Raw genomic sequence first — 26,263 nt, 5'->3', positions numbered from 1 at the left:
CCCGCCGGCTGCACGGCTGCACGGCTGCACGGCTGCACGGCTGCACGGCTCAGGCGAGACGCCTGACGTTCTCCCCGTGCTTGTCCTCGAGGTGACGGACCCGCTCCTCCAGCTGGGCGATCTTGACCTCGCGGCGGTCCGGGATCATGACGATCGGGAGTTCGCCCAGCGGTGCCGCGACGCGCTGCGGGCCGTCGATCGTGAAGACCGTCGCCGTGATGTCGTCGGTGTCGGAGCCCCACGAGCCGTAGTAGTGAAGGTCCTTCGGCGGCTCGGGCCTGACGAACTCGGCGCAGAACTCGGCATAGGGCCTGCCCCGTTCGAGCCGGGCCCTTCGCGCCGCGTCGCGCGCCGCCTTCGTGCCCTCGACGTCGAGGCGGAACGTCTCCGGGTCGTAGCGCACCCCGAAGATCTCCTCCGCGACCTTCCGGCCGATCCGGCCGAGTTCCGCGTCCTCGACGACCGACTCGGGGAGCCGCTCCAGCGGGTCGCCGTAGCCGCCGCCCGCGCCCTGGCTGATCATGTAGAGCTCGCCGTCCTTGGCGATGTCGAACTGCAGACCCATGTGGTACGTCGAGTAGCGGCCGTCCTCGAAGGGACGCTCGTTCATGACCTTCTCGATCGACAGGTCGAACTTCTTGCTGTCCCGGCGGATGTGCTCGTAGACGTTGGTCCCCTTGACCATGGCGAGCGGGTACGTGCCGCAGCCGTAGCCGCCGTACATGCCGTAGACGGAGGAGAACTTCGCGCCCGACGTGACCGTCATGAATCCCCACTGCGGGGAGCCTTCGGCGGCGACGATCATCTCGTAGCCCATCCCGCCGTTGAACTTGCCGAAGCCCATGTTGTCGCGGACCAGCCGCTTGGACACGAGCTGCATGAACGGGACCTCCTCCTCCATGACCTCCTGCTCGGCCGTGTCGGCCATCGCGCAGAAGAGGGGGGAGACCGCGTCCTCGCCGTCCCGGAACGGCTTGGCGCCGCCCGGCATGCCGTTGAGGTCCGCGCAGAGGTTGCCGACCATGTCGCCGTGCTGGGTGATCCCGCCCCACAGGAACGTGTTGATCTGGTTGAACCAGTTCGCGACGACGTTGCTGTACTTCTTCGGGGTGGAGAACGACATCCGGCTGTAGAGCGCCTGCATCGCCGAGAACCCGCGGAACGAGGCCTGGAGGGACTGCCCCATCGGCGCGTCGTAGGAGGCGTCGGCCCAGGTGCCCTCGTCGGAGACGATCTCGATGCAGCTCATGGCCGAGGTGCAGCGCGGCAGGTCCGGCCACCAGAAGGCGAGGATCGCCTGCATGAACATCGACTTGACCGAACAGAGCGGGCTGTTGATGGCGCGGTTGAGGATCTCCGGGCCCGTGCCGCGCAGGTCGATCGTCATGCTGTCGCCCTTGACGGTGACCTTGCAGGCGAACTTGATGAGGATGTTCTCCTTCAGGGTCGAGTCCATGAACTGGTCGAACCGGTAGGTGCCGTCGGGCAGTTCGCCGATCCGCCGGCGCACCTCCGCGTCGACGTCCTCGACCGTGGTGCGCAGGGCGCCGACGAAAGCGTCCACCCCGACCTCGTCGATGATCCTGTCGACCCGCTCCATGATCTTGCGCACCGCGGTGATCTTCACCTTGAGATCGGCGAGCTGGAGCTTGGGGTCGCGCACCGAGTGCTGGAGGAAGGTCAGCAGGTCGCGGCGGAGCCGTCCCCGCTCGACTATCTTGAACGGGCTCATCCGCAGCCCGTCGTCGAAGGGCGTCTCGGAGCCGGACGGCATTCCACCGGGCTCGCAGGCGCCGTTCTCGCCCTCGTGGATCGTCGCGGCGACCCAGGCGATGACCTCGCCGTCCCTGATGACGGGCATGATCATCGACTGGTCGGTGTTGTGGATGTTCCCGAACCGCGCGTCGTTGTGGATGAACCCGTCGCCCTCGTGGATGCCGACGGTCGGCTCGTCCTTCCAGTACTTCATGATGTACCGGATCGGGTGGTGGAGGATCGCGCTGAACGCGATGACGCCGTGGCAGGAGAGGTAGGAGACGTCCCCGGCGGAGGTGTAGATGGCGGTCGTGAGGTCGCCCCACTTCGCGCCCGGCGCCGCTCCCTGCGCCTCGCACATCTCGTAGCCCTCGTCGAGCGCTCCGGCGATCCGCTTGCGGATGCGCTCGACCTGGAGGCGGTCGACACCGGCCGCGATCGCCCGCTCCTCGTGGGCGGACCTCGCCGCGATGCCGTGGTCGCGCATGATGTCCGGGTCCGGGCCGAGGAAGAGGGTCGTCTCGTCCATGAACCTGTCGACCCACTCCCGCTCCTGGGGAGTCAGGGTCCCCTCCTCACGGGTGGACGGGTTCGTCGACGGCCTGTCGTCGATGGTGGTCATGTCTGTGGCTCCTTCTGCTGCGCCGGGGCGGGTCGGGGTCAGTCCTGGAGGAACCAGACCGCGCCCTGGCGCGTCGGTTCGAGCCGCCAGCCGGGCTCGACGAGGTAGGTCGTGTTCTCCGTGGTGACGATGGCCGGACCGGGGATGACGTGCTCGTGGGTGAGCGCGCTCTGGTCGTGGACGGGCGTGTCGAGCGGTCCGTCGTGGCCGATGAAGACGACGTCGCGACGGGAGGCCGCGACCGGGACCGTCCGCTCTCCCCCCGTCTCGAGGGAGTCGAAGCCGACGACGTCTCCGTCGACGTAGGAGGCGACCCGGACGGTGTTGCACCGGATGCCGGCCTCGGGGGCCGCGCTCGACGCCCCGAAGCGGTGGCTGTAGACGTCGCCGAAGATCTTGATCATGGCCAGGACGTCGCCCACGCCCTTCATGCGGGTGATGTCCTCCAGCGCGACCGCCTGGGTGAGCAACTGGTTGCCGTAGCGCATGTCGAGTTCGAGACGGTACTTCACGTCCTCGGCCGCGAAGCCCTGGCGGACGAGGTCCTCCCGCCCGCGCGCCTCCAGCTCCTCGACCACGGCGTTGAACTCGCCGTATCCGTCGTAGAGTTGCCGCGTCGTCGGGTTGTACATCGTCACGTGGACGCCGCGCTCGTGGAAGTGGAGCTGCTTCATGTTCCCGGCGCCGCAGGCGGAGAACACCGAGGAGAACGGCGGGGCCAGTACCCGCTTGATCCCCGCGTGCCGCGCGACGCCGCACGCGTGGAGCGGGCCGTTGCCGCCGTAGGCCAGCATCGTGAAGTCCTCGGGCAGGTAGCCGCGGACCCGCAGTTCCTTGCCGATGCCGATCGCCATCTGCTCGTCCACCCCGTCCTTGATGGCCCGCGCGATGTCGAGGACGCTCATGTCGAGCGGGTCGCAGAGGGTCTCCTCGATGGCGAACCGGGAGCGCTTCGGGTTGAGCCTGATGTAGCCGTTCGCGTAGTTGTCCGGGTCGAGGTAGCCGAGGAGCAGGTCGGCGTCGGTCACGGTCGGGCGCAGACCGCCGCGGTCGTAGCAGGCGGGCCCGGGGTTGGAGCCCGCGGACTCCGGGCCGATCCTGATCGAGTCGTGGATGCGGTCGTAACTGGCGATCGAGCCGCCACCGGCGCCGAGGGTGTCGAGGTGCACCATCGGCACCGAGACGAGCCAGCGGTCGATCGTCGGCAGGAAGTCGTAGTGCTTGACGCCGCCCTCGGGCACCAGGCCGATGTCGAACGACGTGCCGCCCATGTCGGTGGAGATGACGTGCCCGAGGCCGGTCTCGTTCGAGAGGTGCTCGGCCGCCCCGACGCCGGCGATCGGGCCGGAGTGGATCGTCTGGAGGGCGTCGGTCGAGTTCATCTGCGCCATGCCACCGGAGTTGTGGATGACCAGCATCGGCCTGTCGTAGCCGGAGTCGCGCAGGTTGTTCGACAGCTGCGACAGCGCGTGGAACATGATCTCGTGGAGGAAGCCGTCGATGATCGTCGACGTCGCCCGGACGTACTCTCCCTTGCGGCCCGAGACCTGGTGGCCGAGGAGGACGGGGATGGCGCCGAGCTCGTGGGCCGGGAACTCCTCCAGGATGATCTCCTGGATCGCCAGCTCGTGGACGGGGTTCTCGGTCGCGTTGACGAGGGAGACGACGATCGCCTCCGCACCCGCGTCGACGAGTTCGCGGACCACCGTGCGGACGTCCTCGGGGTCGAGGTCGGCGACGATCGCGCCCGCCGAGTTGATGCGCTCCTTGACCGAGCGGATCAGGTGGCGGGGCACGATCGGTTCCGGCCGCTCGGCCGCCGGAAGGTTCTGCTGCATCGAGTAGTCGAGGCCCTCGCCGTAACCGCGGCCCCGGGACAGCGGGATGGTGTCCTCGAAGCCGTGGGTGACGATCGCGGCGACCTTGGGGCCCTTGCGCTCGATGAGCGCGTTGGTGCCGAGGGTCGTCGCGTAGCGGACCGAGTCGACCTTCCTGAGGACGGTGCCGCGGTCGAGCCCGGCGCGCTCGCACGCAAGGTCGAGGGCCTCGTTGAAGCCGAGGGCGAGATTGTGGTGGGTGGTGAGGGCCTTCGCCTCGACGTACTTCTCGTCCCAGACGAAGAAGCAGTCGGTGAACGTGCCGCCGATGTCGACGGAAATCCGTTTCATGGGTGCTCCAGGGTTCTCGCCGCGAGGTGCGGGGGCAGCGGGTCGGCGGGGCGGCGGGTCAGCGGACGTGGCCGATCGCCCTGAGGGCGGCGGTGTACTTCTGGGCGTCCTCACCGGGCCCGTAGGTGTGGACCGCCTCGGGGTCCACTCCGCGCTCCCGCCACTGCTCGCGGAGCGCCGCGACGTCGATGATCATGTCGACCGTCGGGGGGTGGCCGGGCGGGAGGTACTCGGCCTCGATCTGGGTGCCGCAGCCGGGGCAGTAGTACTCGAGGATCCGGCAGTACTCCGGGTCCGGCGAGAAGGTGAACTCGTACCGCTCGGGGTCGATGATCGGCTGGTGGATCTCGCGGGGGTCCCGGTCGTGGACGAGGGTGCCCTCCTTGTAGTTGCCGTGTGCGCTGCCCATGTCCTGGTCGCAGACGCGGCAGACCCAGCGCTCCGTGTCGAGGTCGATGACGAGGTATTCGGTCATGGGGACTCGCATGGGAGCCCTCCTTTTCAGGCTTTCCGGGTTCAGGCTTTCCGGGCTTCGGTAACGCGGCGGCCGTCAGCGGCGGTCAGAAGGTGTCGTGGAGGAGGAGATCGCCGGCCGAGGTGACCCGGAACGTCCAGCCGGGCAGGACGCGCGCGGTGAAGAAGGGGCCCTCGACAATGGCCGGGCCCGCGCCGGAGTCCCCGGGGCCGAGCTCGGTGAGGACGTGGACCGGCACCTCGTCGACACGGTCGACGGCCGACCGGACGGAGCGGGTCCCGGCGGACGGCGCCGGCCGGGCCTCGACCTCCTGGTCCGGTGCCAGTTCCGGGTGGGGCAGCGGCGCGGTGATGGTGAGCTGGAGGGAGACGCGGCTTTCCGGGTGGTCGACGGCGTCGCCGGGGTGGTAGGGGGCGCGCGACACCGGTGTCCCGTCCTCGGCCTCCACGCTCACCTGCCACGAGGCCTGGCACTCGGCGAGCGCGTAGCCCTCCTGGAACATGTCGCGTTCGGCGCGGGCGAGGAGTTCGTCGTACGTCTTCCTCGTCGCCGCGGTCGTCGGCTCGGGCACGCCGGCCTCGTACGTCTTGCCGATGTCGGAGAAGGAGATACCGAGCGCGGAGAACACCGCCGCCGTGCGCGGGATCAGGACCTGCCTCACCCCGGCGGGCCGGGCGGCGCCGGTCGCGCTCATGGGTCCGGCCCCGCCGAAGGCGGCCAGGGTCGAGTTCTCCTCGGCGAGATGGGCGAACGCCGAGGACAGTGCCTCGAAGTAGGCCTGTTCCATCCGGATCAGCGCCTCCTCGAGAGTGATCCCGAGCGGGTTCGCGACGGTCTCGGTGATGACGGTCCGGGCGCGCGCGGGGTCGAGCCTGAACGTGCCGTCGAGGTAGGTGTCCGGGTCGAGGACGCCGAGGAGCAGGTTGACGTCGGTGATCGTCGCCTGCTTGCCGCCGAAACCGAAGCAGGCCGGCCCGGGGGCGGCTCCGACGGACTGCGGCCCTACGGTGATCCGCCCGTCCTCCACGGCGATGACGGAGGACCCCCCGACACCCTGGGAGTGGACGTCGCTCATCGGGTAGGAGATCGGGACGCCCTTGATGGTGCCCCGCTCGTTCGCCGCGACCCGGTCGCCGACGACGACACCGACGTCGGTCGTGGTACCTCCGATGTCGATCATGAGGGTGTGCTCGAGCCCGTACGCGCGGGCCAGGGCCGCCGTGCCCTCGAGCCCGCCACGCGGGCCGGAGGAGTAGGTCTTGAGCGCGACCGACTTGGCGACCCGTGAGGACGCGCCGTCGTTGCGGTAGACGAGGAGCGGGTTGACGACCCGGTAGGACTTCAGGCGCCGCTCCGCGCCGTACAGGAAGCGCTCCATCGTCGGGTGGAGGAAGGAGTTGATGACGCACGACCAGGTCCGGCGAGGGGCGTCGCGGTCGCCTGCGAGGTCCCAGCTGTAGATGAGCGGGATGGATCCGAGCAGGTGGCGGGGGAACTTGCGCAGGAGGACGGCCCGCAGCCGGCGCTCCTGCTCCGGGTCGCTCCCGGCGACGACGACGCGGGCGGCCCCGAGCGTCGTCAGCCGGTTGACCTTCTGGACCACCTCGAAGTCGATCGTCTCGTCGTCGGCGTCCATGCCGATCGTGAGGAGGCGGCCGCCCACGAGGCCCTCGAAGAGTTCCCGCTCGTACTGCGTCGTCTGCATCGCCGACGCGAGGTCCGGCAGCGTCGTGAGGATGCCGATCATCGGGCCGCGACGCTCGACGAGCGCGTTCGTCCCCTGGGTGGTCGAGTACCGGATGTGCTGGGTCGCGTGCAGCAGCCGCTCGGTGTCGGGCGAGCCGTAGAGAGCCACCGAGGCCTTCTCCACGCCGTTGAAGAGGCACTCGGAGAGGTCGTGGGGTGTGGTGAGCGTCTTGGTGAAGGTGAAGCCGGTTCCGTCCCAGACGCAGATGTCGGTGAGGGTCCCGCCGTTGTCGATGTTGATGAGGGTGTCCATGCCACTCCTTTGGGGCGCAGCGGATCCGTGGGGGGCGACTCGGCCGTGGCCCGGACGGCACCGGGTCCTCGGCCTTGCCGTCGCCCTCGACGGTGAGGTCAACCGTGCTGGCGTCTCACGACCCGCGACCGTCCCAACTTGGGACATGCGCGCCGGTTGGATCCGGACACCTGCCCGGGCATCATGAGGGCCGCATGCGTGCGAGCCGCGACGGGCGGCGCACGCGTCGGCGGCCACGACGAGGAGGCCGGATGCCGGACAGACACAGCAGGCTGCTGCGCATGGCGGCGGCCCGGGCGGACTTCCTGGAGTACGGACGGCAGGGCGCGGCCGGCGTGCCGGACGTCCTCGCCGCGTCATGGGTGCGCAGTCAGCAGGCCGGAGTCGACATCGCCCGCCCGCTCACGGACTTCAGCGACGACATCGACACCGGCTCCCGCCTGGTGCGGTGCGCCGAGCCGGTCCTCGACCAGCTCGGCAACGACACGGCCGACCTGCCGCTCGTCATCGCCCTCACCGACAACCAGGCCCGCGTGGTCCAGCGCCGGGACTCCTCCTCGGCGGTGGGGCGACTGCTCGACCGGGTCGAGTTCGCCCCGGGGTTCAACTACGCCGAGGGGAAGATGGGCACGAACGGGGTCGGGACCGTCCTGGAGGCGGGGCAGGCCGTGTCCGTCGTCGGGCCGGAGCACTTCACGGAGCAACTGCAGACGTTCGCCTGCACCGGGGCGCCCATCATCGATCCGCTGACCGGACGGATCGAGGGCGTCCTCGACGTGTCCACGCTGGCCGACGCGTGGAGCCCGCTCGTGCACACCCTCGTCAAGTCGGCGGCCAAGGACATCGGGCGCAACCTCCTCCTCGACCGGAGCCAGGCCCAGCAGGCCCTCTTCGAGACGTATCTGAGGGCCGACGCCCGCTCGACCCGGCAGGCGGTGTTCGCCTTCGCGGACTCGGTGTTCATGGCCAACGCCGCGGCCCAGGCCGTGTTCGACCCGGTCGAGCAGCTGGCGGTGCGGGAGCACGCGACCTTCCTCATGGCGCGCCGCGACCGCGTGAGCGAGACGATGACACTCCAGTCCGGCCGGATCATCCAGATACGCGGGACCCGTATCGTCTCGGGCTCCGAGACGGCGGGCATCGTCGTCATCGCGGAGGTCGTCACCGACGAGGCGAGCCGTCCGAGGATCCCCGTCCTCGGCGCGGGATTCGCCGACCACGTACTCCCCCAGGTGGCCGTGGCGGGTGCGGGGACCAGGGGGCTCGTCGGCGACCTGCGCCGGCCGCATGTGCCGATCGCGTCCGGCTCGTCCCCCGCGTGGGTCCGCGCCTACTCGGAACTGCGCGACGCTCTCGCCGCGAAGGCCCCGACGATCGTCCTCGGCGAGACCGGCACGGGCAAGTTCACCCTCGTCGCCGAGCTCTTCCACGCCGACCACCCGGGCGGACGCAGTGTCTGCGTCGACACCTCCCAGCTGCAGTCCGGTGCGGAGGCCGACCTCGACGCCCTGCTGGGCAGCACCCGGGAGCACACCCTGTGCATCGTCCGCAACATCGACCAGGCGAGCACGGAGGGCGTCGAGAGCATCGGCGAGCTCTTCACGCTCATCGGCGCGACGACGGCTCCGGTCACCTTCGCCGCGACGGTGTCGGACTCGAACCTCGACTCCGACCTGCCGTTCCGTGCCCTCCTCGGGCACTTCGAGGTCGCGGTGACCATCCCGCCCCTTCGGTGTCGTACCGAGGACCTCACGTTCGTCGCCAACCGGGTCCTCGAGGACATCGCCCCGGGCAGGCGGGTCCGGCTCTCGCCGGGGGCCCTGCGCACCATCAGCCGGTACACGTGGCCCCGCAACGTGTCGCAGCTGCGCGAGGCTCTGACCCACGCGCTGCGGGCACGCCCCGTGGGAGAGATCCAGGACCAGGACCTGCCGAGTTACTGCCTGACCCGGTCCCACAAGAACCTCACCCGCATCGAGGCCGCCGAGCGCGACGCGATCGTCGCGGCGCTGCGGGACAAGGGCGGCAACCGGGTCGCCGCCGCGGCGTATCTCGGCATGTCGCGCAGCAGCCTTTACCGGAAGCTGCGGTCGTACGGCATCACGGCCTGAAGGGCGGCGGGACTGTCCCACATTGGGACGTCTCGCCTCCGGTCGCTCTCCCTATCGTCGGCGGCATGGGAAGCCCGCAGACCTTCGCAGAGCTCTGGGACCGGACCGTGTACGACCACGGGGACCGGACGTTCCTCCTCTTCCGCACTGAGGACAGTGAGATGTCCGCCTGGACGTATGCCGACTTCGACGCCGTCGTCGAGGGCGTTGCGGCCCGCCTGGTGGCATGTGGGGTGCGCGCGGGCAGTCCGGTCCATGTCATCCTGCGCAACTGCCCCGCCTTCGTGGCCGTGTGGCTGGCGACGAGTCGGCTCGGCGCGTGGATGGTGCCCGTGGACCCCGCCTCGTCGGTCCGGGACGTGGCCCGGCAAGTGGCGCGTACCCGCCCCGTCGTGACGGTGTGCGCCGCCGCGCGGCGGGCCGCGGTGAGCGAGGGCGCCGACGGCCGCGTCCCGCACGTCCTCGCCCTCACCGAGACGGCCTCCGACCTCGCGCCGGGTTCCCCGCTCCTGGCGGCGTCCGGGCCCGGCGCCGGGCCGTCCGCGCGCCCGCGACCCGAGGACCGCATCGCGGTCATGTTCACCTCCGGGACGACATCGGAGCCGAAGGGGGTCGAGCTCACCCAGCGGAACTACCTCCACGTCGCCACGGTCATGGCGGACCTCGCGGGACTCACCCCCGACGACCGCTGGTACGTCTGTCTGCCGCTCTTCCACGCCAACGCGCAGTACTACTGTTTCGCGTCGGCCGTCGCGGTCGGCGCCTCGGTGGGGCTGACCGCCCGGTTCACCGCGAGCAGGTGGCCGCACGAGGTCGCCGAGCTGGGCGCGACCCACGCGAGTCTCTTCGCCGCGCCCGTCCGCATGATCCTGGCCCGGCGGCGCACCGACGCGCCGGCCCTCGCACTGCGGCACGTGTGGTTCGCGCAGAACCTCGCCCCGGGGCAGTGGGCCGCGTTGGCCGAGCTCTGCGGCGTCGCGCCCCGGCAGATCTACGGGATGACCGAGACGCTGCCCGTCGTCACGGCCAACCCGCGCGAGGCCCCGGACCCCGGCCGGATCGGCGCGGTGGTCCCGGGACGCCATGTGGCCCTTCTCGACCCGCTCACCGGCCGCCCCGTCCCGGACGGGGAACCGGGGGTGCTCACTGTGGCCGGGCGCCGCGGGGAGGACATCTTCCAGGGCTACCTCGACAACCCGGCCGCGAACGCCCGGGCCTTCCCGGACCTGCCCGTCCCCGTGCCCGAGGACGGGCAGGTGTGGTTCAGCACCGGGGATCTCGTCCGCCGTGACGCGGGCGGCCGACTCGCCTTCGTGGGCCGGATCGACGACGTCGTCAAGGTCGCCGGTGAGAACGTCTCCCTGACGGAGGTCGAGGCCGCTCTCGCCGAGGCTCCCGGGGTGCTGGAGGCCGCGGTCGTGGCCGTCCCGGACACCGTCCGCGACCACGTCCCCGCTGCCTACGTCGTCCCGAGCAACCCGGAGCACCCGCCGACCCGGGATCGGCTCGACGCCTGGGCGACCGCCCATCTCACCCCTGCCTCCCGGCCCCGGACCTGGACCGTCGTCGACGCGCTGCCGCGCACCTCGGTCGGGAAGATACGCCGCTTCCGCCTCGCCCCCGCGCCCCCGTTCGAGTCCCAGGAGACGTCATGACCGCGCCCTCACCCCTCGCCGCCCGCATCGGCATCGTCGGCGTGGCCCACACGCCGTTCGGGAAGCTGACGACGGAGACGGTGACGAGCCTCGTCGAGAGGGTGACGGTTCAGGCCCTGGCCGACGCGGGAGTGGAGCCCGAGGAGGTCGACGAGGTGTTCGTCGCGCAGTTCAACAGCGGGCTCACGCCGTTCGCGTTCCCGTCGTCCCTCCCGCTCGGGGCTGCCGACGGGCTCTGGGGGCTCCCGATGACCCGCGTCGAGAACGCGTGCGCCTCCGGCTCGGCCGCCGTGCACCAGGGCATCCGGTCCCTCCTCTCCGGGCTCGCCGGGACCGTGCTCGTGGTGGGCGTCGAGAAGATGACCCATGCGAGCGGCGCGGACGTGTCCCGGGCCCTGCTCGGAGCCGACCCGCGGCTCGCCGGAACCCACTCGCCCACAGGCTTCGCCGGTCTCTTCGCGGACGTCGCCGAAGCCTACGTCGAGCGGTACGCCGCAGCCGACTGGCTCGGTGACGTCCTCGGCGCGATCGCCGCGAAGAACCACCACAACGGGTGCTCGAATCCGTGGGCGCAGCTACGCAAGGACCTCGGCGTCGAGTTCTGCTCGACCGTCTCCGACGCGAACCCCGTGGTGGCCGGGCCGCTTCGCCGTACGGACTGTTCACTCGTCAGCGACGGAGCCGCGGCCCTGGTCCTGCGCCGGGATCCGGCCGACCCGCTCGCGGTCGTCGCCGGGCTGGGGCACGCCAACGACCACCTCGACACCTCCCGGCGTGACCTCCTCGAGTTCGCCGGGGGCCGGCTCGCCGTCGGGCGAGCCCTCGGGATGGCCGGGATCGGTCTGGGCGACCTCGATCTCGCCGAAGTTCACGACTGCTTCACGATCGCCGAGCTCCTCGTCTACGAGATGCTCGGGCTCACCGCGCGAGGAGAGGGCCGTCGCGCCGTGGAGGAGGGCTGGGTGCACCGGGACGGCCGACTGCCCGTCAACGTCTCCGGGGGGCTCAAGGCCAAGGGACACCCCGTCGGGGCGACCGGGGTCTCGCAGCACGCACTCGTGGCCCTGCAGCTTTCCGGGAGGGCCGGCGACATGCAGCTCGACGGCCCCCGGACCGGCCTCGTGCACAACATGGGCGGCCTCGCGGTCGCCAACTACACGACGGTGCTGCGTGCCTGAGCGCTCCGCCGGATGTGCGGGACCGGGCCGTCGGGCGCCTGCGGGTCCGTCGTGGCTGGTCGCTCCCCCTCAGGGCGCGACCGACCCGCACGGGCACATGGTCTGCGTGCCGGTGGCACACGGATGCCGCCGACAGCCGGCCGTGCGGGTTCGGACGCCACGGCGGCCGCCGCCTACGGCAGTTGCCAGTCCACCGGCTGGGCACCCTGCTGGAGCAGCAGGTCGTTGGCCCGGCTGAACGGCCGCGAGCCGAAGAAACCGCGGTCCGCCGACATCGGCGAGGGGTGAGCGGACTCGATCGCCGGAAGGTCCCCGAGCAACGGCCGCAGATTGCGCGCGTCGCGCCCCCACAGGATCGACACCAACGGCTTGCCGCGCGCCGCCAGCGCCCGGATCGCCTGCTCGGTGACCTCTTCCCAGCCCTTGCCGCGATGCGCGGCGGGCTTGCGGGGGGCCGTGGTGAGAGCCCTGTTGAGCAGCAGCACGCCCTGCTGCGTCCACGGCGTCAGATCGCCGTTGGACGGCCTGGGCAGCCCCAGGTCGGAGGTCAACTCCCGGAAGATGTTCTCCAGACTTCCCGGCAGCGACCGCACCTCCGGCGAGACCGCGAAACTCAAACCGATCGCCATCCCCGGCGTGGGATAGGGATCCTGACCCACGATCAGGACGCGGACGTCGTCGAAGGGCTGCTGGAAGGCCCGCAGGACGTTCGCCCCCGACGGAAGATAGGTCCGGCCCGCCGCTATCTCGGCCCGGAGGAAGTCCCCCATGGCGGCGATACGCTCGGCCGCGGGCTCGAGAGCCTTCGCCCAGCCTGCTTCAACAAGTTCATGCAAAGGTCGTGGTGCCACGGCGCGTCACTCTACTGGCACACACAGGTGCCCCGCATACGCGGGGAAGCAGATGACGCAGCCGGTCACCGGACAGAAGGGGTGCCACCTCCATGACCGCCCCCGCGGATGCTGAGCACGCCCACGGCATCCTCGCCGTGGACTCGGGCGGCTCGGGTCTGCGGGTCGCCGTGGGCGCGGCCGGGCCGGGCACCCTGGCCGAGCGGTCCTCCTCCGTGCCGGTGCGCACGGGTGAGCGGGGTATCGATCCCGGGCATCTGATGGAGCAACTGGTGCCGATGGTACGGGCGTTGACCGCGCGGACCGGGATCGCGCGACTGACCACCGCGGTCGTGGGAGCGGCCGGACTGGCAAGCCTGGGCGAAGCGCTGCGGGCCGAGCTTCCTCAGGCGTTCGCGCGCGAGTTCGGCGTGCGGACGACCGCGCTGGCCGCCGACGCCGTGACCGCGTACACCGGAGCGCTCGGCACACGGGCGGGTGCCGTGGTGTCCGCCGGCACCGGCCTGATCGCGATCGGCACGGACCTGACGGGCTGGCAGCGGGCGGACGGCTGGGGCCATCTGCTGGGCGACTGCGGCAGTGGCGCCTGGATCGGGCGGGCGGGGCTGGAGGCCGCGCTGCGCGCCCACGACGGGCGGCCGGGCGGCTCGGCCCGGCTGCTGGCCCGCGCCGAGGAGCGGTTCGGGCCGATGCCGGGGCTGCCGGGCCGGCTCTACCCACGGTCGGACCGGGCGGCCGTCCTCGCCTCCTTCGCGCCGGACGTGGCCGACGTGGGCGCGTGCGCGGAGCACGACCCGGTGGCCTCGGACATCCTGCGGGCGGCGGCCCGGCACATGGCCGACTCGGCCGCCGCCGTCTGCCCGCCGCACGGGCAGCCCCCGTTCGCCCTCACCGGGGGCCTGGTGCGACTGGGCGCCCCTCTCCTCGTACCCCTGGCGGAGGAAGTGGCGCGGCGGCTGCCGCACGCGCGGCAGGTGGACGCCGAAGGGGATCCGCTGCACGGCGCCGTGCGGATCGCCGTCGATCTGGCCGAAGGCCGACTCGCCCTGCCGGTCGACGGGGTGCTCCTGTCGGTGGCGCACCGCACGTAGGCGCGGGCGCGGGGCGTACGTAGGGGACGTACGGAGTGAATCGTACGGAACGAGTCGTACAGCGTTACCCAAAAGAGGGATTACTCTCTTCGAGGGCAAGTCGCCCGGAAAACACGCTGATCACTTCTGATCCGTACGTAACTCATCAGACAAAACCGGACGGATACCGCTCACCTGCACCCTCCCCGAACAGGGGAGCCCAGGAAACAAGTAACATGCGGCGCCATGAGCTCCCCCACTGGGCCCGCGTCCGGCCTCCCCGTACGAATGCCGCGCCCCCGCCAGCCCGGGCGGCACCGCCGACCCGAGCCGTTGGCGGCTCCCGAAGGCGCGCCCGCGCTCGTCCTCGCGGTGCCGGGTACGCCGAGCGCCGCCACCCGCGGCATCGCCGAGGAGATCGTGAGCATCGCCCGCTCCGAGCTCCCCGGCCTCGACGCGCGCATCGGGTACCTGGACGGGGACGACGCCGAGTTCCCCGCCCTGCAGTCCGTCCTCGCGCACGCCGCCGAGGAGCGCACCGCCCGCTTCGAGCAGGCCCGTGCCGCCGGTCTCGACGTCAAGGAGCCCGACGGCCCGGTCGGCGTCGTAGTGCCGCTGCTGGCCGGCCCCGACAGCGCGCTGCTGCGCCAGCTCCGTCAGGCCGTGATGGAGAGCCGGGTCGCCGCCGAGCTGACCGACGTCCTCGGCCCGCACCCGCTGCTCGCCGAGGGGCTGCACGTGCGGCTGTCCGAGGCCGGTCTGGCCCGCGCGGACCGCGCGCGTCTGTTCACCGTGGCGACCGCCGCGGACGGCATCATCCTCGCCTCCGTCGGCGGCGAGGAGGCCGTGCAGGCCGCCGGGATCACCGGCATGCTGCTCGCCGCGCGCCTCGCCGTGCCGGTGATGGCCGCCGCGCTCGACCAGGAGGGCTCCATCGCCTCCGTGGCCGAGCAGCTGCGTTCCTCGGGCTCCCAGCAGCTGGCGCTCGCGCCGTACCTGATCGGCCCGGAGATCGACGCCGCGCTGATCGAGGAGGCCGCCAAGGAAGCGGACTGCGCCGCCGCCGAGGCGCTCGGCGCCTACCCGGCGATCGGCAAGCTCGCGCTCGCCAAGTACACGACCGCCCTGGGCATCGCCCCACCGCAGCCCCAGGGTGCACCGGTCCGCTGACCAGCCGACCGTCAAGGACGCCGCACACCGCGAAAGGGCCCGCTCCGGCTGAGGAACGGGCCCTTCGCCGTACCCGGGGTGCGGGCGGTCGGCGCCGATGATGGCCGCGGGTCAGAGCCTGTGTCATATCCCCGGCCGGATCAGCGCGCGGCGTCTGGGGCGTGCGATCGCAAGGCGCCGGAGCGCCCTCGATGGGGGTGCCCCCGCGCGAGCGAAGCCGGGGGCGCATGCCAGGCGTCGCGCGCCCGGCCGGGGATATGACACAGGCTCTCAGCCGAGGACCACGCAGGAGGCGGCCGGGAGCGGGAGGGAGCCGGTGGGGCTGGGGAAGCCTTCGGGGCCGAGGGTGAACCAGGTGACGTCGCCGGAGCGCTCGTTGGCGACGTACAGGAACTTGCCGCAGGCGGAGACGGCCAGGTCTCTCGGCCAGTGGCCGGCGCAGGGGACCGTGCCGGTCGGCCGGAGCCCGTCACCCTCCCCCTCGACGGCGAACACGGACAGCACGTCCTCGCCGCGGGTGGCGGTCCACACGAACCGTCCGTCGGGCGCGACGGCGATGCCCGAGGGATAGGCGTCCCCGTCCGGGGAGCCGGGCAGCACCGCCACCTCCGCCAGGGGCTTCAGGGAGCCGTCGAGGGCGTCCCAGCGGCACACCGTGACGGTCGGGGTGAGTTCGTTGACGACGTAGGCGTACGAGCCGTCCGGGTGGAAGGCGAGGTGGCGCGGTCCGGAGCCGGGGCGCAGGGCGTGCTCGCGGTGCAGGACGGGCGTGCCGTCGCGCAGGGCGCACACCCGCACCGAGTCCGTCCCGAGGTCCACGCTGACCGCCCAGCGCCCACTGGGGTCGGCCTGGACCTGATGGGCGTGCGGGCCCTGCTGACGGCGGGTGTGCGGGCCGGAGCCGGTGTGATGGAGGACCCCGGAGGCGGTGCGGGCGAGGCTGCCGTCCGCGCGGACCGGGACGGCGGTGACGCTGCCGGAGCCGTAGTTGGCGGTCAGGACGTGCCCGTCGAACACGGCGAGGTGGGTGGGGCCGCTGCCGCCGACCGGCACGGGCGCCCCGGCCGCCTCCGGTACGTCACCCGTGACGCGGTACGCGGCCACCGCGCCCTCGGTCGTCTCGCTGACCGCGTACAGCGTGCCGCCGTCGGCCGACAGGGCCAGGTAGGAGGGGTCGGGGAGCCCGTCGAGGCTGCTCAGGGCGGTGAGCGCGCCGCTGTCCGGGTCCACGGCGGCGGTCACGATACCGGGCCCTCCGGCCGCCGTGAACGAGCCGATGAACGCCCGCCGGGTCCGTCCGCCGAGGTCTGCCACCACCGCTGTCCCCTCTCGGTCGCTGCTGTTCGGGGTGACGGTAGCAGTTGATCAGCGCAGGTCTAGACCAGACCCGCGCCGAAACGTCCCGGCAGCGTCACGCCGGACGCCGTGAGCTGGACGTCACGCGGACGTCACGCGGACGTCACGCGCCGACCAACAGCGATCCCGACGGCGTCCGCAGCGGCTGCGCGAGTTCCGCCAGGGCGTGCTCCAGGCCGTGGAGGTGCGCCAGCGCGGGCTCGGTGACGGGCGGCCGTTCGACAGGGGCGGCGGTGGCGGACTCGCCGTCGGTGAGAGCCTCCACGGCCGCCTGGACACGCCGGCAGGCCGCGGCGAGGCGGGCGTCGTGCGAGGCCTCGGGGTCGGCGGCGACGGCGGCCAGACCGCGGCTCTCACGGGCGCAGGCGTCCAGCAGGGCCAGCACCCGGCGGGCGCGCCGCTTGCGGCCGAGCATCGGGTTCAGGGGGTGCACCAGCGGCGCGACGGCCGCCCGCACCCGGCCGAGAAGCTGCTCCAGTTCGGCGACGCGTCCGGCGGGGTCGGCCCCCGGGTCGCCCGCGAGGCGTGCGGCGGCCTCGGCGGTGCAGGCGTGCACACAGCGCAGGGCGCGCTGGATCCAGGCGTCGGTGATCGTGTGGGTGGTGACCGGCAGGACGAACAGCACGGCCAGCGCGGCGCCGAGCGCGCCCACCCCGGTCTCGGCCAGCCGCAGCGCCAGCAGCCCGGGGGTGAGGACGCCGAGAAGGCCGTAGAGGAGTTCGGCGAGCAGGGTCACCCAGAGCATCATCCACGTATAGGACGCGGCGGCCGTGTAGAAGATGCCGAAGACCGAGACGGCGACCAGGGCGGCGGTGAGGGCCGGGGCGCCGTTCACGGGGACCGCGACCAGAAGTCCGAGTCCGATGCCGATCACCGTGCCGAGGACCCGGCGGAAGCCGCGGACGAGGGTCTCGCCGCGCGAGGCGGTGTTGACGAAGATCCACCAGGTGGCGCCGACGGCCCAGTACCAGCGCTGTCCGGAGACGAGCTGGCCCAGGACGAGGGCGAAGCCGGCGCCGGCGGTGGCCTGGACGGCCTGGCGGGTGGTGACGCGGGCCATGCCCCGGCCGCCCGGCGGGGCGGGCACCGGTGCCGGGGGCGTACGGCGCTCGTAGCACCACACCCCGAAGCGCACCGCCGCCGCGCTGAGCAGGGACAGGGCGACGCAGGCGGACAGCTCGGGGAGCTGTCCGGTCGTCGCGTGCAGGAACTGGGCGACGAAGAACATCATGAACGCGAAGACGCCGAGGCTGTGCCCGCGCGGCCCCCAGCGGCGGGCGTACACGCCCACGCCGATGACGGCGAGGAACGTGAGGTCGCGGGCCACGGGATGGTCGTGCAGGACGGCCGCCGCGGCCAGGACGGGCAGGCCCACGGCGGGCAGCAGCGCGGTGGTGACCGCCTGGCCGCGTACATCGGCGTCGGCGACGGTGAACAGCGCGAGCAGGGCCGCGAGCCCGCCCGTGACGACACCGGGGAGCGCGTGCCCGGCGAGGCCGCACACCACGACGGCCAGGCCGATCCCCAGGACGGCCCGCGCGGCGAACCGCAGCCGCGTACGCCCCGGGTCCGCAGCCGTGAACACCGTCTTGAGCACTGTTTCCCACCCTTGCCGGACGCTCGCACGAAAAAGGCGCCGCGGGGTCCGCAGCGCCATTGACGCCTCCATGGGAACATCTGGGCGGCAGGTGGTTCAACCGGCGTCGGGATCACCGAGCCAATGGTTCAGTAGAAGCTCCTCTCGGTCCGCCGGCAAGGTGCCAACGGACCACCGCGGTGCCGGTTCACCGGTCGGCCGCCGTGCGCAGGGCGCGCAGCACATCGGCGTCGGTGAGTTGGTCGAAGTCGTCGTACCAGAGGCCCACGGCCATGAAGGCGGCCGGCTGGTACAGGCAGATCACGTCGTCCGCCTCGGGCCGCAGCAGGCCGACCGCCTCCGGGGAGCCGACCGGCACCGCCAGGACGGTGCGGTGGGGCGCCGCGCGCCGCAGGGAGCGCAGTGCGGCGCGGGCGGTGGCGCCGGTCGCGAGGCCGTCGTCGACCACGATCGCGGTACGTCCGCGCAGGTCGGGGGCGGGACGGCCCTCGCGGTAGAGCAGCTCACGGCGCTGGAGTTCGGCGCGCTCCCGCTCCACCACCGGGGCGAGGTCGCGCTCGGTGACGCCCAGTCTGCGCAGGGCGTCCTCGTCGAAGAGCGGGTCGGCGCCGCCGACGAGGGCGCCGACGCCGAGTTCCCGCTGGAACGGCGCGCCGATCTTCCGTACGACGAGTACGTCGAGCGGCGCGTCGAGGGCCCGGGCGACCTCCTCGGCCACGGCGACTCCGCCCCGGGGCAGGGCGAGGACGACGGGGTCGGGCAGCTCGCCCTTCTCCTGCCGGGTCCGCAGCACGCCGGCGAGTTCGCGTCCGGCCTGGCCGCGGTCACGGAACTGCATGGCGACCGCCACTTCCTTCCTTTCCGGTCAGCCCCCCTCCCCCTCCAGCGGTACCGACCGCAGCCGGTCGTCGCACCACTGCTTCGCCGTCCCGGCGACCTGCTCCAGCGTGCCGGGCTCCTCGAAGAGATGAGTGGCGCCCGGTACGACGTGGAGGGCGCACGGCCCCCGCAGCAGCCGGGCCGCCTCCTGGTTCAGCCGCAGGACCTCCGGGTCCCGGCCGCCCACGACGAGCAGGACCGACGCGCGTACGCCGTCCAGGGCGGCCTCGGCCAGGTCGGGCCGCCCGCCGCGGGAGATCACGGTCAGCACCCGGTCGGGCCGCTCGGCGGCGGCCACCAGAGCCGCCGCGGCGCCGGTGCTGGCGCCGAACAGGATGACGGGGAGCGCCTCGGTGTCGTGCTGTGCGGCCAGCCAGTCGACGACGGCGACCACACGCCGCCCCAGCAGCGGGATGTCGAAACGGTGCACGCCGGTCCACGCGTCCTCGCGGTCCTCGTCCTCGGTGAGCAGGTCCATCAGCAGGGTGCCGAGGCCTGCGGTGCGCAGTTCGGCGGCGACCATGCGGTTGCGCGGGCTGTGGCGGGAACTGCCGCTGCCGTGGGCGAACAGCACGACGGCCCGGGCATGGGTCGGTACGAGGAGGTCACCGGTGAGCGCCGCGCCGTCGACGGGGACGCGGACCAGCTGGGAGATCATCACCGTCATCTTCTTCTTCGGGTTGTTCTCGGGTTCCGTGTATCCAGAATGGCGCCGGCCAACCGGGGTTACGGTGGGGGCGTGGGCGGCGGCACGGTGACGCTGTTCCTGTGTGGCGATGTGATGCTCGGGCGCGGCGTCGACCAGATCCTGGCGCGTCCGGGCAGTCCCCGGCTGCGGGAGGACTGGGTCACGGACGCCCGCGAGTACGTCCGGCTGGCGGAGTCGGTGAACGGGCCGGTGCCGGCGCCCGTGGCCGCTTCCTGGCCGTGGGGTGAGGCGCTGCGGGTGCTGGAGGAGACCGGCCCGGACGTGCGGGTGGTGAACCTGGAGACGTCCGTCACGCGCTGTGACGCGTTCGCGCCCGGCAAGGCGATCCACTACCGGATGCATCCGGCCAACCTGCCCGCTCTGACGGTGGCCCGGCCCGACGTCTGTGTGCTGGCCAACAATCATGTGCTGGACTTCGGCCGCCCGGGTCTGCTGGAGACGCTCGACTCCCTGGCCGGTGCGGGTCTTCGGACGGCGGGGGCGGGACGCGGTCCCGACGAGGCCTACGCGCCCGCCGCGGTGGCGGTCCCGGGCGGTGGCCGGGTGCTCGTGTTCGCGCTGGGGGCGCGGTCCAGCGGGATCCCGCCCGACTGGGCGGCGAGCGCGACCGCGGGCGGGGTCGCCGGGGTCGCCTACCTGCCCGAACTGTCGGCGGCGACGGCCGCCGCGGTGGTCCGGCATGTGCGCCGGGCCAAGCGTGCGGGCGATCTCGCGGTGGTGTCGGTGCACTGGGGCTCCAACTGGGGGTACCGCGCGCCCCGCGACCAGATCCGGTTCGCACGTGCCCTGGTCGACGGCGGTGTCGACCTCGTCCACGGGCACTCCTCCCACCATCCGCGCCCCGTCGAGGTCTACCGCGATCACCTGGTCCTGCACGGCTGCGGCGACTTCATCGACGACTACGAGGGCATCTCCGGGTACGCGGAGTACCGCGACGACCTTCGGATCGCCTGGCTCGTACGGCTCGCGGCGGACACGGGCAGGCTGGTGGGGCTGAGCATGGTGCCCCTGTGGGCCCGCCGTATGCGCCTGGAGCCCGCGTCCGACGCGGACCGCGCCTGGCTGCGCACGACGCTGGACCGGATCAGCCCCGGCGTCCGGGTCACCGAGGCCCCCGACGGCACGCTCACGGTGGCGCGCCCGGCCTTCGCGCATCGGCCGACGGCGGGCTCGTGAGCCGTTCGGCCGGGCCATTGGTACTGTCGGCGACGATCAGTCCCGCGCGCGGAGGCACGAGGAGGCCGGGCACCATGGCCGTCGACGAGCTCGACACCCGCATCCTGCGGCTGCTCCTCGAACAGCCGCGCACCAGCGTGCGGGAGTACGCCCGGATCCTCGGCGTCGCACGCGGCACCCTCCAGGCGCGTCTGGACCGGCTGGAGCGGGACGGTGTGATCACCGGTACCGGGCCGTCGCTCTCCCCCGCCGCGCTCGGGCATCCGGTGCTCGCGTTCGTGCACATCGAGGTCACCCAGGGCCATCTCGACGACGTGGGCGATGCGCTGGCCGCCGTACCGGAGATCGTCGAGGCCTTCTCGATCACCGGCGGCGGCGACCTGCTCACCCGGGTCGTGGCACGGGACAACGCGCATCTCGAGGACGTGATCCAGAAGCTGATCAGCCTCCCCGGGGTGGTCCGCACCCGTACCGAGGTCGCCCTGCGCGAACGTGTGCCGCACCGACTGCTGCCGCTGGTGGAGTCGGTCGGCCGCGCGGCCCGGAACTGACGCCCGCAACTTTCCGTCCCGTCCAACCCGTTGACGCTCTCCCGTCCCCCTTCTAACGTCTGGTCGATCATCCGCACACCGTTCGCAATATCGAACACCCGGGGAACAACACCCCTGGGAACACATCCCCTGTGGATCAGAGGAGCAGTACATGGCACCTCCCCTCAGCAGAAGGACCCTCCTCCAGAGCGCGGTCCTCGCCGCCGCCGTCCCGGGCGTCGGTGCGGCGGTGGCCCCCGCGGCCTCGGCGGCCACGCTGCCGCCGCCGGCCTCCTGGGCGCTGCAGCCCTTCGCGCTCAAGGACGTGGCCCTCGGCACCGGGATCTTCGCCACCAAGCGGAAGCTGATGCTCGATCACGCCCGCGGCTACGACGTCAACCGCCTGCTCCAGGTCTTCCGGGCCAACGCCGGGCTCTCCACGCTGGGCGCGGTCGCGCCGGGCGGCTGGGAGGGGCTCGACGGCGAGGCCAACGGCAATCTGCGCGGGCACTACACCGGGCACTTCCTGACCATGCTGTCGCAGGCGTACGCGAGCACCGGCGAGCAGGTGTTCGCGGACCGGATCGCGACCATGGTCGGTGCGCTGACCGACGTCCGCGCCGCCCTGCGCACGGACCCGAAGATGCTCGCCGTCACCGGCAGATGGGGCGGCGCCGTCGAACTCGTACGCGGCTCCAGCCAGTACGTCGACCTGCCCGCCACAGTGCTGAACGGCGCCTCCGCGATCACGCTGTCGGTGTGGGTCAAGCCCACCCACGACGCCAACTGGCAGCGGGTCTTCGACTTCGGCAACAACACCACCCGGTACATGTACCTGGCCACCCGCAACGCGAGCGGCGTGCCCCGGTTCGCCCTCACCACGAGCGGCGCCGGCGGCGAGCAGGGCCTCAACGGCACGGCCGCGCTGCCGCTGAACCAGTGGAGCCATCTGGCGGTGACCCTCACGGGCACCACCGGCACCCTGTACGTCAACGGCACGGCCGTCGCCACGAACACCGCGATGACCGTCACCCCGGCGACCCTGGGCACACTCACCAACAACTGGCTGGGCCGCTCGAACTACTCCGGCGACCCCCTCTACGCCGGCTGCTACGACGAGTTCAACGTGTGGTCGCGGGCGCTCACCCAGGCCGAGATCACCTCGCTGCAGACCAACGAGGCCAAGCTCTCCTCGCCCGGACTCGGCAACCTCGCGTCCTACTACTTCTTCGCCACCGGCGGCGGCACCTTCGCCGACTCCTCCGGGCGGGGCCTGACCGCCACCCTGAAGCGCACCTGGGGCGGGCCCAGCCACCAGGGCTTCCTCGCGGCGTACCCGGAGACCCAGTTCATCCTGCTGGAGTCGATGACCAGCAGCGACTACACCAAGGTCTGGGCGCCGTACTACACCGCGCACAAGATCCTTCGCGGTCTGCTGGACGCCTACATCGCCACCGACGACGCCCGTGCCCTCGATCTCGCGTCCGGCATGGGCGACTGGATGCACTCCCGGCTGTCGGTGCTGACGGAGGCGACGCTGCAGCGGATGTGGGGGCTGTTCTCCAGTGGAGAATTCGGGGGCATCGTCGAGGCGATCGTCGATCTGTACGCGTTCACCGGGAAGGCCGAACACCTCGCGCTGGCCAAGCTGTTCGACCTCGACTCGCTGATCGACGCGTGCGCCGCGAACACCGACACGCTCGACGGACTGCACGCCAACCAGCACATCCCGATCTTCACCGGACTGCTCAGGCTGTACGACGCGACGGGCGAGGCTCGCTACCTGACCGCCGCGAAGAACTTCTGGGGCATGGTCGTACCGCACCGCATGTACGGCATCGGCGGCACCAGCACCGGCGAGTTCTGGAAGGCTCGGGACAGCGTCGCGGGCACGATCAGCGCCACGAACGCGGAGACGTGCTGCGCGTACAACCTGCTGAAACTGAGCCGGACCCTGTTCTTCCACGAGCAGACCCCGGCCTACATGGACTACTACGAGCGGGCGCTGTACAACCAGGTCCTCGGCTCCAAGCAGGACACCGCCGACGCGGAGAAGCCGCTCGTCACGTACTTCATCGGGCTCACCCCCGGCCATGTCCGCGACTACACCCCCAAGCAGGGCACGACCTGCTGCGAGGGCACCGGCATGGAGAGCGCCACCAAGTACCAGGACTCGGTGTACTTCAAGGCCGCCGACGGCAGCGCGCTGTACGTCAACCTCTACAGCCCGTCCACGCTGGCCTGGGCGGAGAAGGGTGTCACGGTCACCCAGACCACCGACTACCCGGCGGAGCAGGGCACGACGCTCACCTTCGGCGGGAGCAGCGCCGCCTTCGGGCTCAAACTGCGGGTGCCGTCCTGGGCGACCGCCGGCTTCCAGGTGACGGTCAACGGCAGCGCGGTGAGCGGCACTCCGGTCGCCGGCAGCTACTTCACCGTCTCCCGCACATGGACCTCCGGTGACGTCGTCCGTGTCACCGTCCCGTTCCGGCTGCGCGTCGAGAAGGCCCTGGACGACGCCTCGTTGCAGACGCTCTTCTACGGCCCGGTCAACCTGGTCGCCCGCAACTCCTCGACCAGCTACCTGCAGTTCGGGTTGTACGCGAACGCGGCCCTCTCCGGCGACCTGCTGCCCACGCTGACCCCCGTGAGCGGCACGTCCCTCCATTACACGCTGAACGGCACCGAGTTGGCCCCCTTCCACGAGGGGACCGGGGATCCGACGCACGCCTACTTCCGGCGCTCGGAGCCGAAGGTGGTCTTCGGCACCGTCGACTCCGGGGTCGCCAACCCCGCGAAGTCCGACGGCACCACCCTGCTCGACGAGGTGTGGGCGGCGGCGCCGTTCGCCTCCAAGACGGCGCTGGTCGCCCGGGTGCGGACGGTCGTGGACGCGTGGGTGACCGCCGGGCTGCTCGCGTCGACGGACGGGGAGCAGGTGGTGAGCACCGCGAACGCGGCGAGTTACGAGGCCTGAGCGGGCGGGCCGCTACGCCCGCTGCGACCCGACGACCCCTACGACCGGCGGCGGGGCTTCCCGCCGCCGGTTCCGCGCCGGGCGCCGCCGCCCTTCTGCCCGGTGCGTCCGGCGCTCTTGCGGGACGCGTCACCCGACTGCGCCTTCCGGGGCTCCCGCTGCTTCGCCGGGGCCTGCTGGGCCCGCCCCCGGGTGCTGTTGACCGTGCGGCCCCGCACGATGCCGATGAAGTCCTCGACCAGGTCGGTGGTCGCCTCCTCGGGCCAGGACAGCGCCACCCCGGACTGCGGGGCGTCCAGGACCGTGCGGTAGGTGAGGTCGCGGCGGTGGTGGAGGCGGGCCAGGGACTGGGGCACGACCAGGACGCCGATGCCCGCCGCGACCAGCTCGATCGCGTCCGCCGTGGTCGCGGGGCGCTCGAAGGCCGGCTCGCCGGGCAGCTCCTCCCAGCCGAGAACGTCGTCGAGCGGGTGGATGACCACCTCGTCGGCCAGATCGTCCAGGGTGATCTCCTCGGCGGCGGTGATCACATGGTCCTTGGGGACCACGACGACCGTCGTCTCGGTGTAGAGGGGGATCGCGCTGAACACCGTACGGTCGACGGGCAGGCGGACGAAGGCCGCGTCGGCGGTGCCGTCACGCAAGACGTCAAAGGCCTCGGCCGGGGACACCTGGAGGAGGGTGAGGGGGGTGTCGGGCAGGCGCTCCTCCCAGATCCGCACCCACTTGGCGGGCGTCACTCCGGGGACGTACGCGAGCCGGAACGAAGGGGAATCCGCCTGGTCGGTCATTCCGCCAGGTTACCGGCTGTGGTCGGAGGTCTCCCCGGCGGCCGATACCCTGGACCGTATGAAGTCGCAGCAGACCGCCCAGACGATGAAGCCCGCCACCGCGGCGAAGAAGCTGGGTGTGTACCTCCCCGCCACGCCCGCCGAGTTCCAGGAGGGCGTCGTCTCGCGCACCGAGCTGAACGAGCTCCAGGCGAACCCGCCGGAATGGCTGCGGACGCTGCGCGAGAACGGCCCGCATCCCCGTCCGGTGGTCGCGGCGAAGCTGGGCGTGTCCATCGCGGGGCTGGCCCGGGGCGGCGTGTCGGAGGCGCTCACCACCGAGCAGATCGACGCGCTCAAGGACGCGGGGCCGGAGTGGCTGGAGAAGGAGCGCGCCACCCAGGCCGAGGTCCGCAAGGAGGCGGCCCGCCTCAGGAAGCGCGACGCTGAGCGCGCCGCCACCGAGGACTGACCGGCGAGGTTTCCGCTGCTCAGCGAGGTGCGCCGCGCGCGATGAGCCCCGGGAGTCGCCTGGGGCGGTCGGTTTGACTACCATCTGGGCAGGTTCACCGAAGTGGGTGTTTCGAGGTTGCTGGGGGTTGGGATGGTTGCTGGTCGTGTGGTGCGCTTCGACAGTCAGCGGGGCTACGGGTTCATCGCGCCCGACGACGGTGGGGAGGATGTCTTCCTGCACGTCAACGACATGCTGATGCCGGAGTCGCAGGTGCGGCGGGGCATCGTCGTGGAGTTCGAGATCGAGGACGGTGAGCGCGGCCCCAAGGCATCCGGGGTGCGGCTCGCGCGGGGCGCGGACGGCAAGCCGCTCGCTGCCGACGACGACGTGCTGTGCGATGTGCTCAGCACCGAGGAGTTCGTCCGGGACGTCACCGAGGCCCTGCTGAGCTCGGCGCCCTCGCTCACCGGGGAGCAGATCCTCCAGGTGAGGGCCGGACTGGCGCAGTTCGCGAAGAACCACGGCTGGGTCGAGGGCTGATCCACCGCCCGCAAGGGCTGATCCACCGGTCGCGGGGGGGGGGGGGGGGGGCNGTTCGCGAAGAACCACGGCTGGGTCGAGGGCTGATCCACCGCCCGCAAGGGCTGATCCACCGGTCGCGGCGGTGCGCGCGGAGACCTCGGCGTCTCCCTGCGCACCGCCGCGACTGCAGTTGTCGCCTCTTTTTCCCCGCACTGATCGTTCCCGGCCACGGGAGTTCG

20 protein-coding genes are annotated in these 26,263 nt (G+C 71.9%); 10 read left to right on the top strand and 10 right to left on the bottom strand.

The window, feature by feature from the left end:
- Positions 1-49 precede the first annotated feature (49 nt).
- The 4 genes from ACLZN2_RS42990 to ACLZN2_RS42975 form a co-directional block, all read right to left on the bottom strand.
- Positions 50-2,377: a hydantoinase B/oxoprolinase family protein gene (locus ACLZN2_RS42990; protein WP_416985222.1), complete on the bottom strand. Its 2,328-nt coding sequence runs from the start codon at positions 2,375-2,377 to the stop codon at positions 50-52.
- A 38-nt stretch (positions 2,378-2,415) separates the two neighbouring features.
- A complete protein-coding gene (locus ACLZN2_RS42985) occupies positions 2,416-4,545 on the bottom strand; it encodes a hydantoinase/oxoprolinase family protein (RefSeq protein ID WP_416985221.1) in 2,130 nt (709 codons plus the stop codon).
- Between the two features lie 58 nt (positions 4,546-4,603).
- Positions 4,604-5,032, bottom strand: coding sequence for an acetone carboxylase subunit gamma (locus tag ACLZN2_RS42980; RefSeq protein ID WP_416985220.1), 429 nt, complete (start codon positions 5,030-5,032; stop codon positions 4,604-4,606).
- 73 nt (positions 5,033-5,105) lie between these two features.
- Complete coding sequence (locus ACLZN2_RS42975; protein WP_416985219.1) at positions 5,106-7,019, bottom strand: hydantoinase/oxoprolinase family protein; 1,914 nt, start codon at positions 7,017-7,019, stop codon at positions 5,106-5,108.
- A 251-nt stretch (positions 7,020-7,270) separates the two neighbouring features.
- On the opposite strand from ACLZN2_RS42975, the gene ACLZN2_RS42970 reads away from it, so the two are divergent.
- The 3 genes from ACLZN2_RS42970 to ACLZN2_RS42960 all read left to right on the top strand — a co-directional run bounded on the left by ACLZN2_RS42970 (position 7,271) and on the right by ACLZN2_RS42960 (position 11,963).
- Positions 7,271-9,130, top strand: a complete 1,860-nt coding sequence (locus ACLZN2_RS42970) for a sigma-54-dependent Fis family transcriptional regulator (RefSeq protein WP_416985218.1) — start codon at positions 7,271-7,273, stop codon at positions 9,128-9,130.
- A 65-nt stretch (positions 9,131-9,195) separates the two neighbouring features.
- Positions 9,196-10,785, top strand: a complete 1,590-nt coding sequence (locus tag ACLZN2_RS42965; protein ID WP_416985217.1) for a class I adenylate-forming enzyme family protein — start codon at positions 9,196-9,198, stop codon at positions 10,783-10,785.
- The gene (locus tag ACLZN2_RS42960) at positions 10,782-11,963 is read left to right on the top strand and encodes a thiolase domain-containing protein (protein ID WP_416985216.1); all 1,182 of its coding nucleotides are present in this window, start codon (positions 10,782-10,784) and stop codon (positions 11,961-11,963) included. Before ACLZN2_RS42965 ends, ACLZN2_RS42960 begins: the two co-directional genes overlap by 4 nt.
- A 173-nt stretch (positions 11,964-12,136) precedes the next feature.
- On the opposite strand, the gene ACLZN2_RS42955 is transcribed toward ACLZN2_RS42960, so the two are convergent.
- A complete protein-coding gene (locus ACLZN2_RS42955; protein ID WP_416985215.1) occupies positions 12,137-12,814 on the bottom strand; it encodes a uracil-DNA glycosylase in 678 nt (225 codons plus the stop codon).
- 92 nt (positions 12,815-12,906) lie between these two features.
- On the opposite strand from ACLZN2_RS42955, the gene ACLZN2_RS42950 reads away from it, so the two are divergent.
- Both ACLZN2_RS42950 and ACLZN2_RS42945 read left to right on the top strand, forming a co-directional pair.
- A complete protein-coding gene (locus ACLZN2_RS42950) occupies positions 12,907-13,905 on the top strand; it encodes an N-acetylglucosamine kinase (protein WP_416985213.1) in 999 nt (332 codons plus the stop codon).
- A 225-nt stretch (positions 13,906-14,130) separates the two neighbouring features.
- Positions 14,131-15,054, top strand: coding sequence for a sirohydrochlorin chelatase (locus ACLZN2_RS42945; protein ID WP_416985212.1), 924 nt, complete (start codon positions 14,131-14,133; stop codon positions 15,052-15,054).
- Positions 15,055-15,324: 270 nt separating this feature from the next.
- Here the strand turns inward: ACLZN2_RS42945 and ACLZN2_RS42940 are convergent, their stop codons facing one another.
- From ACLZN2_RS42940 to ACLZN2_RS42925, 4 genes are all read right to left on the bottom strand, one after another.
- Positions 15,325-16,368, bottom strand: a complete 1,044-nt coding sequence (locus ACLZN2_RS42940; RefSeq protein WP_416985211.1) for a lactonase family protein — start codon at positions 16,366-16,368, stop codon at positions 15,325-15,327.
- A gap of 145 nt (positions 16,369-16,513) precedes the next feature.
- On the bottom strand, positions 16,514-18,007 hold the full coding sequence (locus tag ACLZN2_RS42935; RefSeq protein ID WP_416985210.1) for an FUSC family protein: 1,494 nt from the start codon (positions 18,005-18,007) through the stop codon (positions 16,514-16,516).
- 187 nt (positions 18,008-18,194) lie between these two features.
- Complete coding sequence (locus tag ACLZN2_RS42930) at positions 18,195-18,845, bottom strand: phosphoribosyltransferase (protein ID WP_416985209.1); 651 nt, start codon at positions 18,843-18,845, stop codon at positions 18,195-18,197.
- Between the two features lie 27 nt (positions 18,846-18,872).
- Positions 18,873-19,544 (bottom strand): dienelactone hydrolase family protein, encoded by a 672-nt coding sequence (locus ACLZN2_RS42925; RefSeq protein ID WP_416985372.1) that lies wholly within the window; start codon positions 19,542-19,544, stop codon positions 18,873-18,875.
- 81 nt (positions 19,545-19,625) lie between these two features.
- Here ACLZN2_RS42925 and ACLZN2_RS42920 point away from each other — a divergent pair, with 81 nt between their 5' ends.
- The 3 genes from ACLZN2_RS42920 to ACLZN2_RS42910 all read left to right on the top strand — a co-directional run bounded on the left by ACLZN2_RS42920 (position 19,626) and on the right by ACLZN2_RS42910 (position 24,278).
- Positions 19,626-20,771, top strand: coding sequence for a CapA family protein (locus tag ACLZN2_RS42920; RefSeq protein ID WP_416985208.1), 1,146 nt, complete (start codon positions 19,626-19,628; stop codon positions 20,769-20,771).
- A gap of 74 nt (positions 20,772-20,845) precedes the next feature.
- Positions 20,846-21,322, top strand: coding sequence for an Lrp/AsnC family transcriptional regulator (locus ACLZN2_RS42915; protein ID WP_416985207.1), 477 nt, complete (start codon positions 20,846-20,848; stop codon positions 21,320-21,322).
- A gap of 151 nt (positions 21,323-21,473) precedes the next feature.
- Positions 21,474-24,278, top strand: coding sequence for a beta-L-arabinofuranosidase domain-containing protein (locus tag ACLZN2_RS42910; RefSeq protein ID WP_416985206.1), 2,805 nt, complete (start codon positions 21,474-21,476; stop codon positions 24,276-24,278).
- A gap of 38 nt (positions 24,279-24,316) precedes the next feature.
- Here the strand turns inward: ACLZN2_RS42910 and ACLZN2_RS42905 are convergent, their stop codons facing one another.
- A complete protein-coding gene (locus tag ACLZN2_RS42905; protein WP_416985205.1) occupies positions 24,317-25,069 on the bottom strand; it encodes a LysR family substrate-binding domain-containing protein in 753 nt (250 codons plus the stop codon).
- A gap of 58 nt (positions 25,070-25,127) precedes the next feature.
- On the opposite strand from ACLZN2_RS42905, the gene ACLZN2_RS42900 reads away from it, so the two are divergent.
- Positions 25,128-25,520: a DUF5997 family protein gene (locus ACLZN2_RS42900; protein WP_416985204.1), complete on the top strand. Its 393-nt coding sequence runs from the start codon at positions 25,128-25,130 to the stop codon at positions 25,518-25,520.
- Between the two features lie 132 nt (positions 25,521-25,652).
- The gene (locus tag ACLZN2_RS42895; RefSeq protein ID WP_416985203.1) at positions 25,653-26,042 is read left to right on the top strand and encodes a cold-shock protein; all 390 of its coding nucleotides are present in this window, start codon (positions 25,653-25,655) and stop codon (positions 26,040-26,042) included.
- Positions 26,043-26,263: the final 221 nt, after the last annotated feature.

Source organism: Streptomyces sp. T028 (assembly GCF_048159505.1).
Lineage (GTDB): Bacteria > Actinomycetota > Actinomycetes > Streptomycetales > Streptomycetaceae > Streptomyces.
Note: the sequence above shows the minus strand (reverse complement) of the source record. Positions and strands in the feature narration are given on the sequence as shown.

What these genes read in the sequence shown, in the direction of transcription:
- ACLZN2_RS42965 (WP_416985217.1), top strand. Translation starts at nt 9,196, where the DNA reads ATGGGAAGCCCGCAGACCTTCGCAGAGCTCTGGGACCGGACCGTGTAC.
- ACLZN2_RS42910 (WP_416985206.1), top strand. Translation starts at nt 21,474, where the DNA reads ATGGCACCTCCCCTCAGCAGAAGGACCCTCCTCCAGAGCGCGGTCCTC.
- ACLZN2_RS42905 (WP_416985205.1), bottom strand. Translation starts at nt 25,069, where the DNA reads ATGACCGACCAGGCGGATTCCCCTTCGTTCCGGCTCGCGTACGTCCCC.
- ACLZN2_RS42975 (WP_416985219.1), bottom strand. Translation starts at nt 7,019, where the DNA reads ATGGACACCCTCATCAACATCGACAACGGCGGGACCCTCACCGACATC.
- ACLZN2_RS42930 (WP_416985209.1), bottom strand. Translation starts at nt 18,845, where the DNA reads ATGCAGTTCCGTGACCGCGGCCAGGCCGGACGCGAACTCGCCGGCGTG.
- ACLZN2_RS42895 (WP_416985203.1), top strand. Translation starts at nt 25,653, where the DNA reads ATGGTTGCTGGTCGTGTGGTGCGCTTCGACAGTCAGCGGGGCTACGGG.
- ACLZN2_RS42960 (WP_416985216.1), top strand. Translation starts at nt 10,782, where the DNA reads ATGACCGCGCCCTCACCCCTCGCCGCCCGCATCGGCATCGTCGGCGTG.
- ACLZN2_RS42980 (WP_416985220.1), bottom strand. Translation starts at nt 5,032, where the DNA reads ATGCGAGTCCCCATGACCGAATACCTCGTCATCGACCTCGACACGGAG.
- ACLZN2_RS42990 (WP_416985222.1), bottom strand. Translation starts at nt 2,377, where the DNA reads ATGACCACCATCGACGACAGGCCGTCGACGAACCCGTCCACCCGTGAG.
- ACLZN2_RS42985 (WP_416985221.1), bottom strand. Translation starts at nt 4,545, where the DNA reads ATGAAACGGATTTCCGTCGACATCGGCGGCACGTTCACCGACTGCTTC.
- ACLZN2_RS42950 (WP_416985213.1), top strand. Translation starts at nt 12,907, where the DNA reads ATGACCGCCCCCGCGGATGCTGAGCACGCCCACGGCATCCTCGCCGTG.
- ACLZN2_RS42925 (WP_416985372.1), bottom strand. Translation starts at nt 19,544, where the DNA reads ATGATCTCCCAGCTGGTCCGCGTCCCCGTCGACGGCGCGGCGCTCACC.
- ACLZN2_RS42915 (WP_416985207.1), top strand. Translation starts at nt 20,846, where the DNA reads ATGGCCGTCGACGAGCTCGACACCCGCATCCTGCGGCTGCTCCTCGAA.
- ACLZN2_RS42945 (WP_416985212.1), top strand. Translation starts at nt 14,131, where the DNA reads ATGAGCTCCCCCACTGGGCCCGCGTCCGGCCTCCCCGTACGAATGCCG.
- ACLZN2_RS42970 (WP_416985218.1), top strand. Translation starts at nt 7,271, where the DNA reads ATGCCGGACAGACACAGCAGGCTGCTGCGCATGGCGGCGGCCCGGGCG.
- ACLZN2_RS42900 (WP_416985204.1), top strand. Translation starts at nt 25,128, where the DNA reads ATGAAGTCGCAGCAGACCGCCCAGACGATGAAGCCCGCCACCGCGGCG.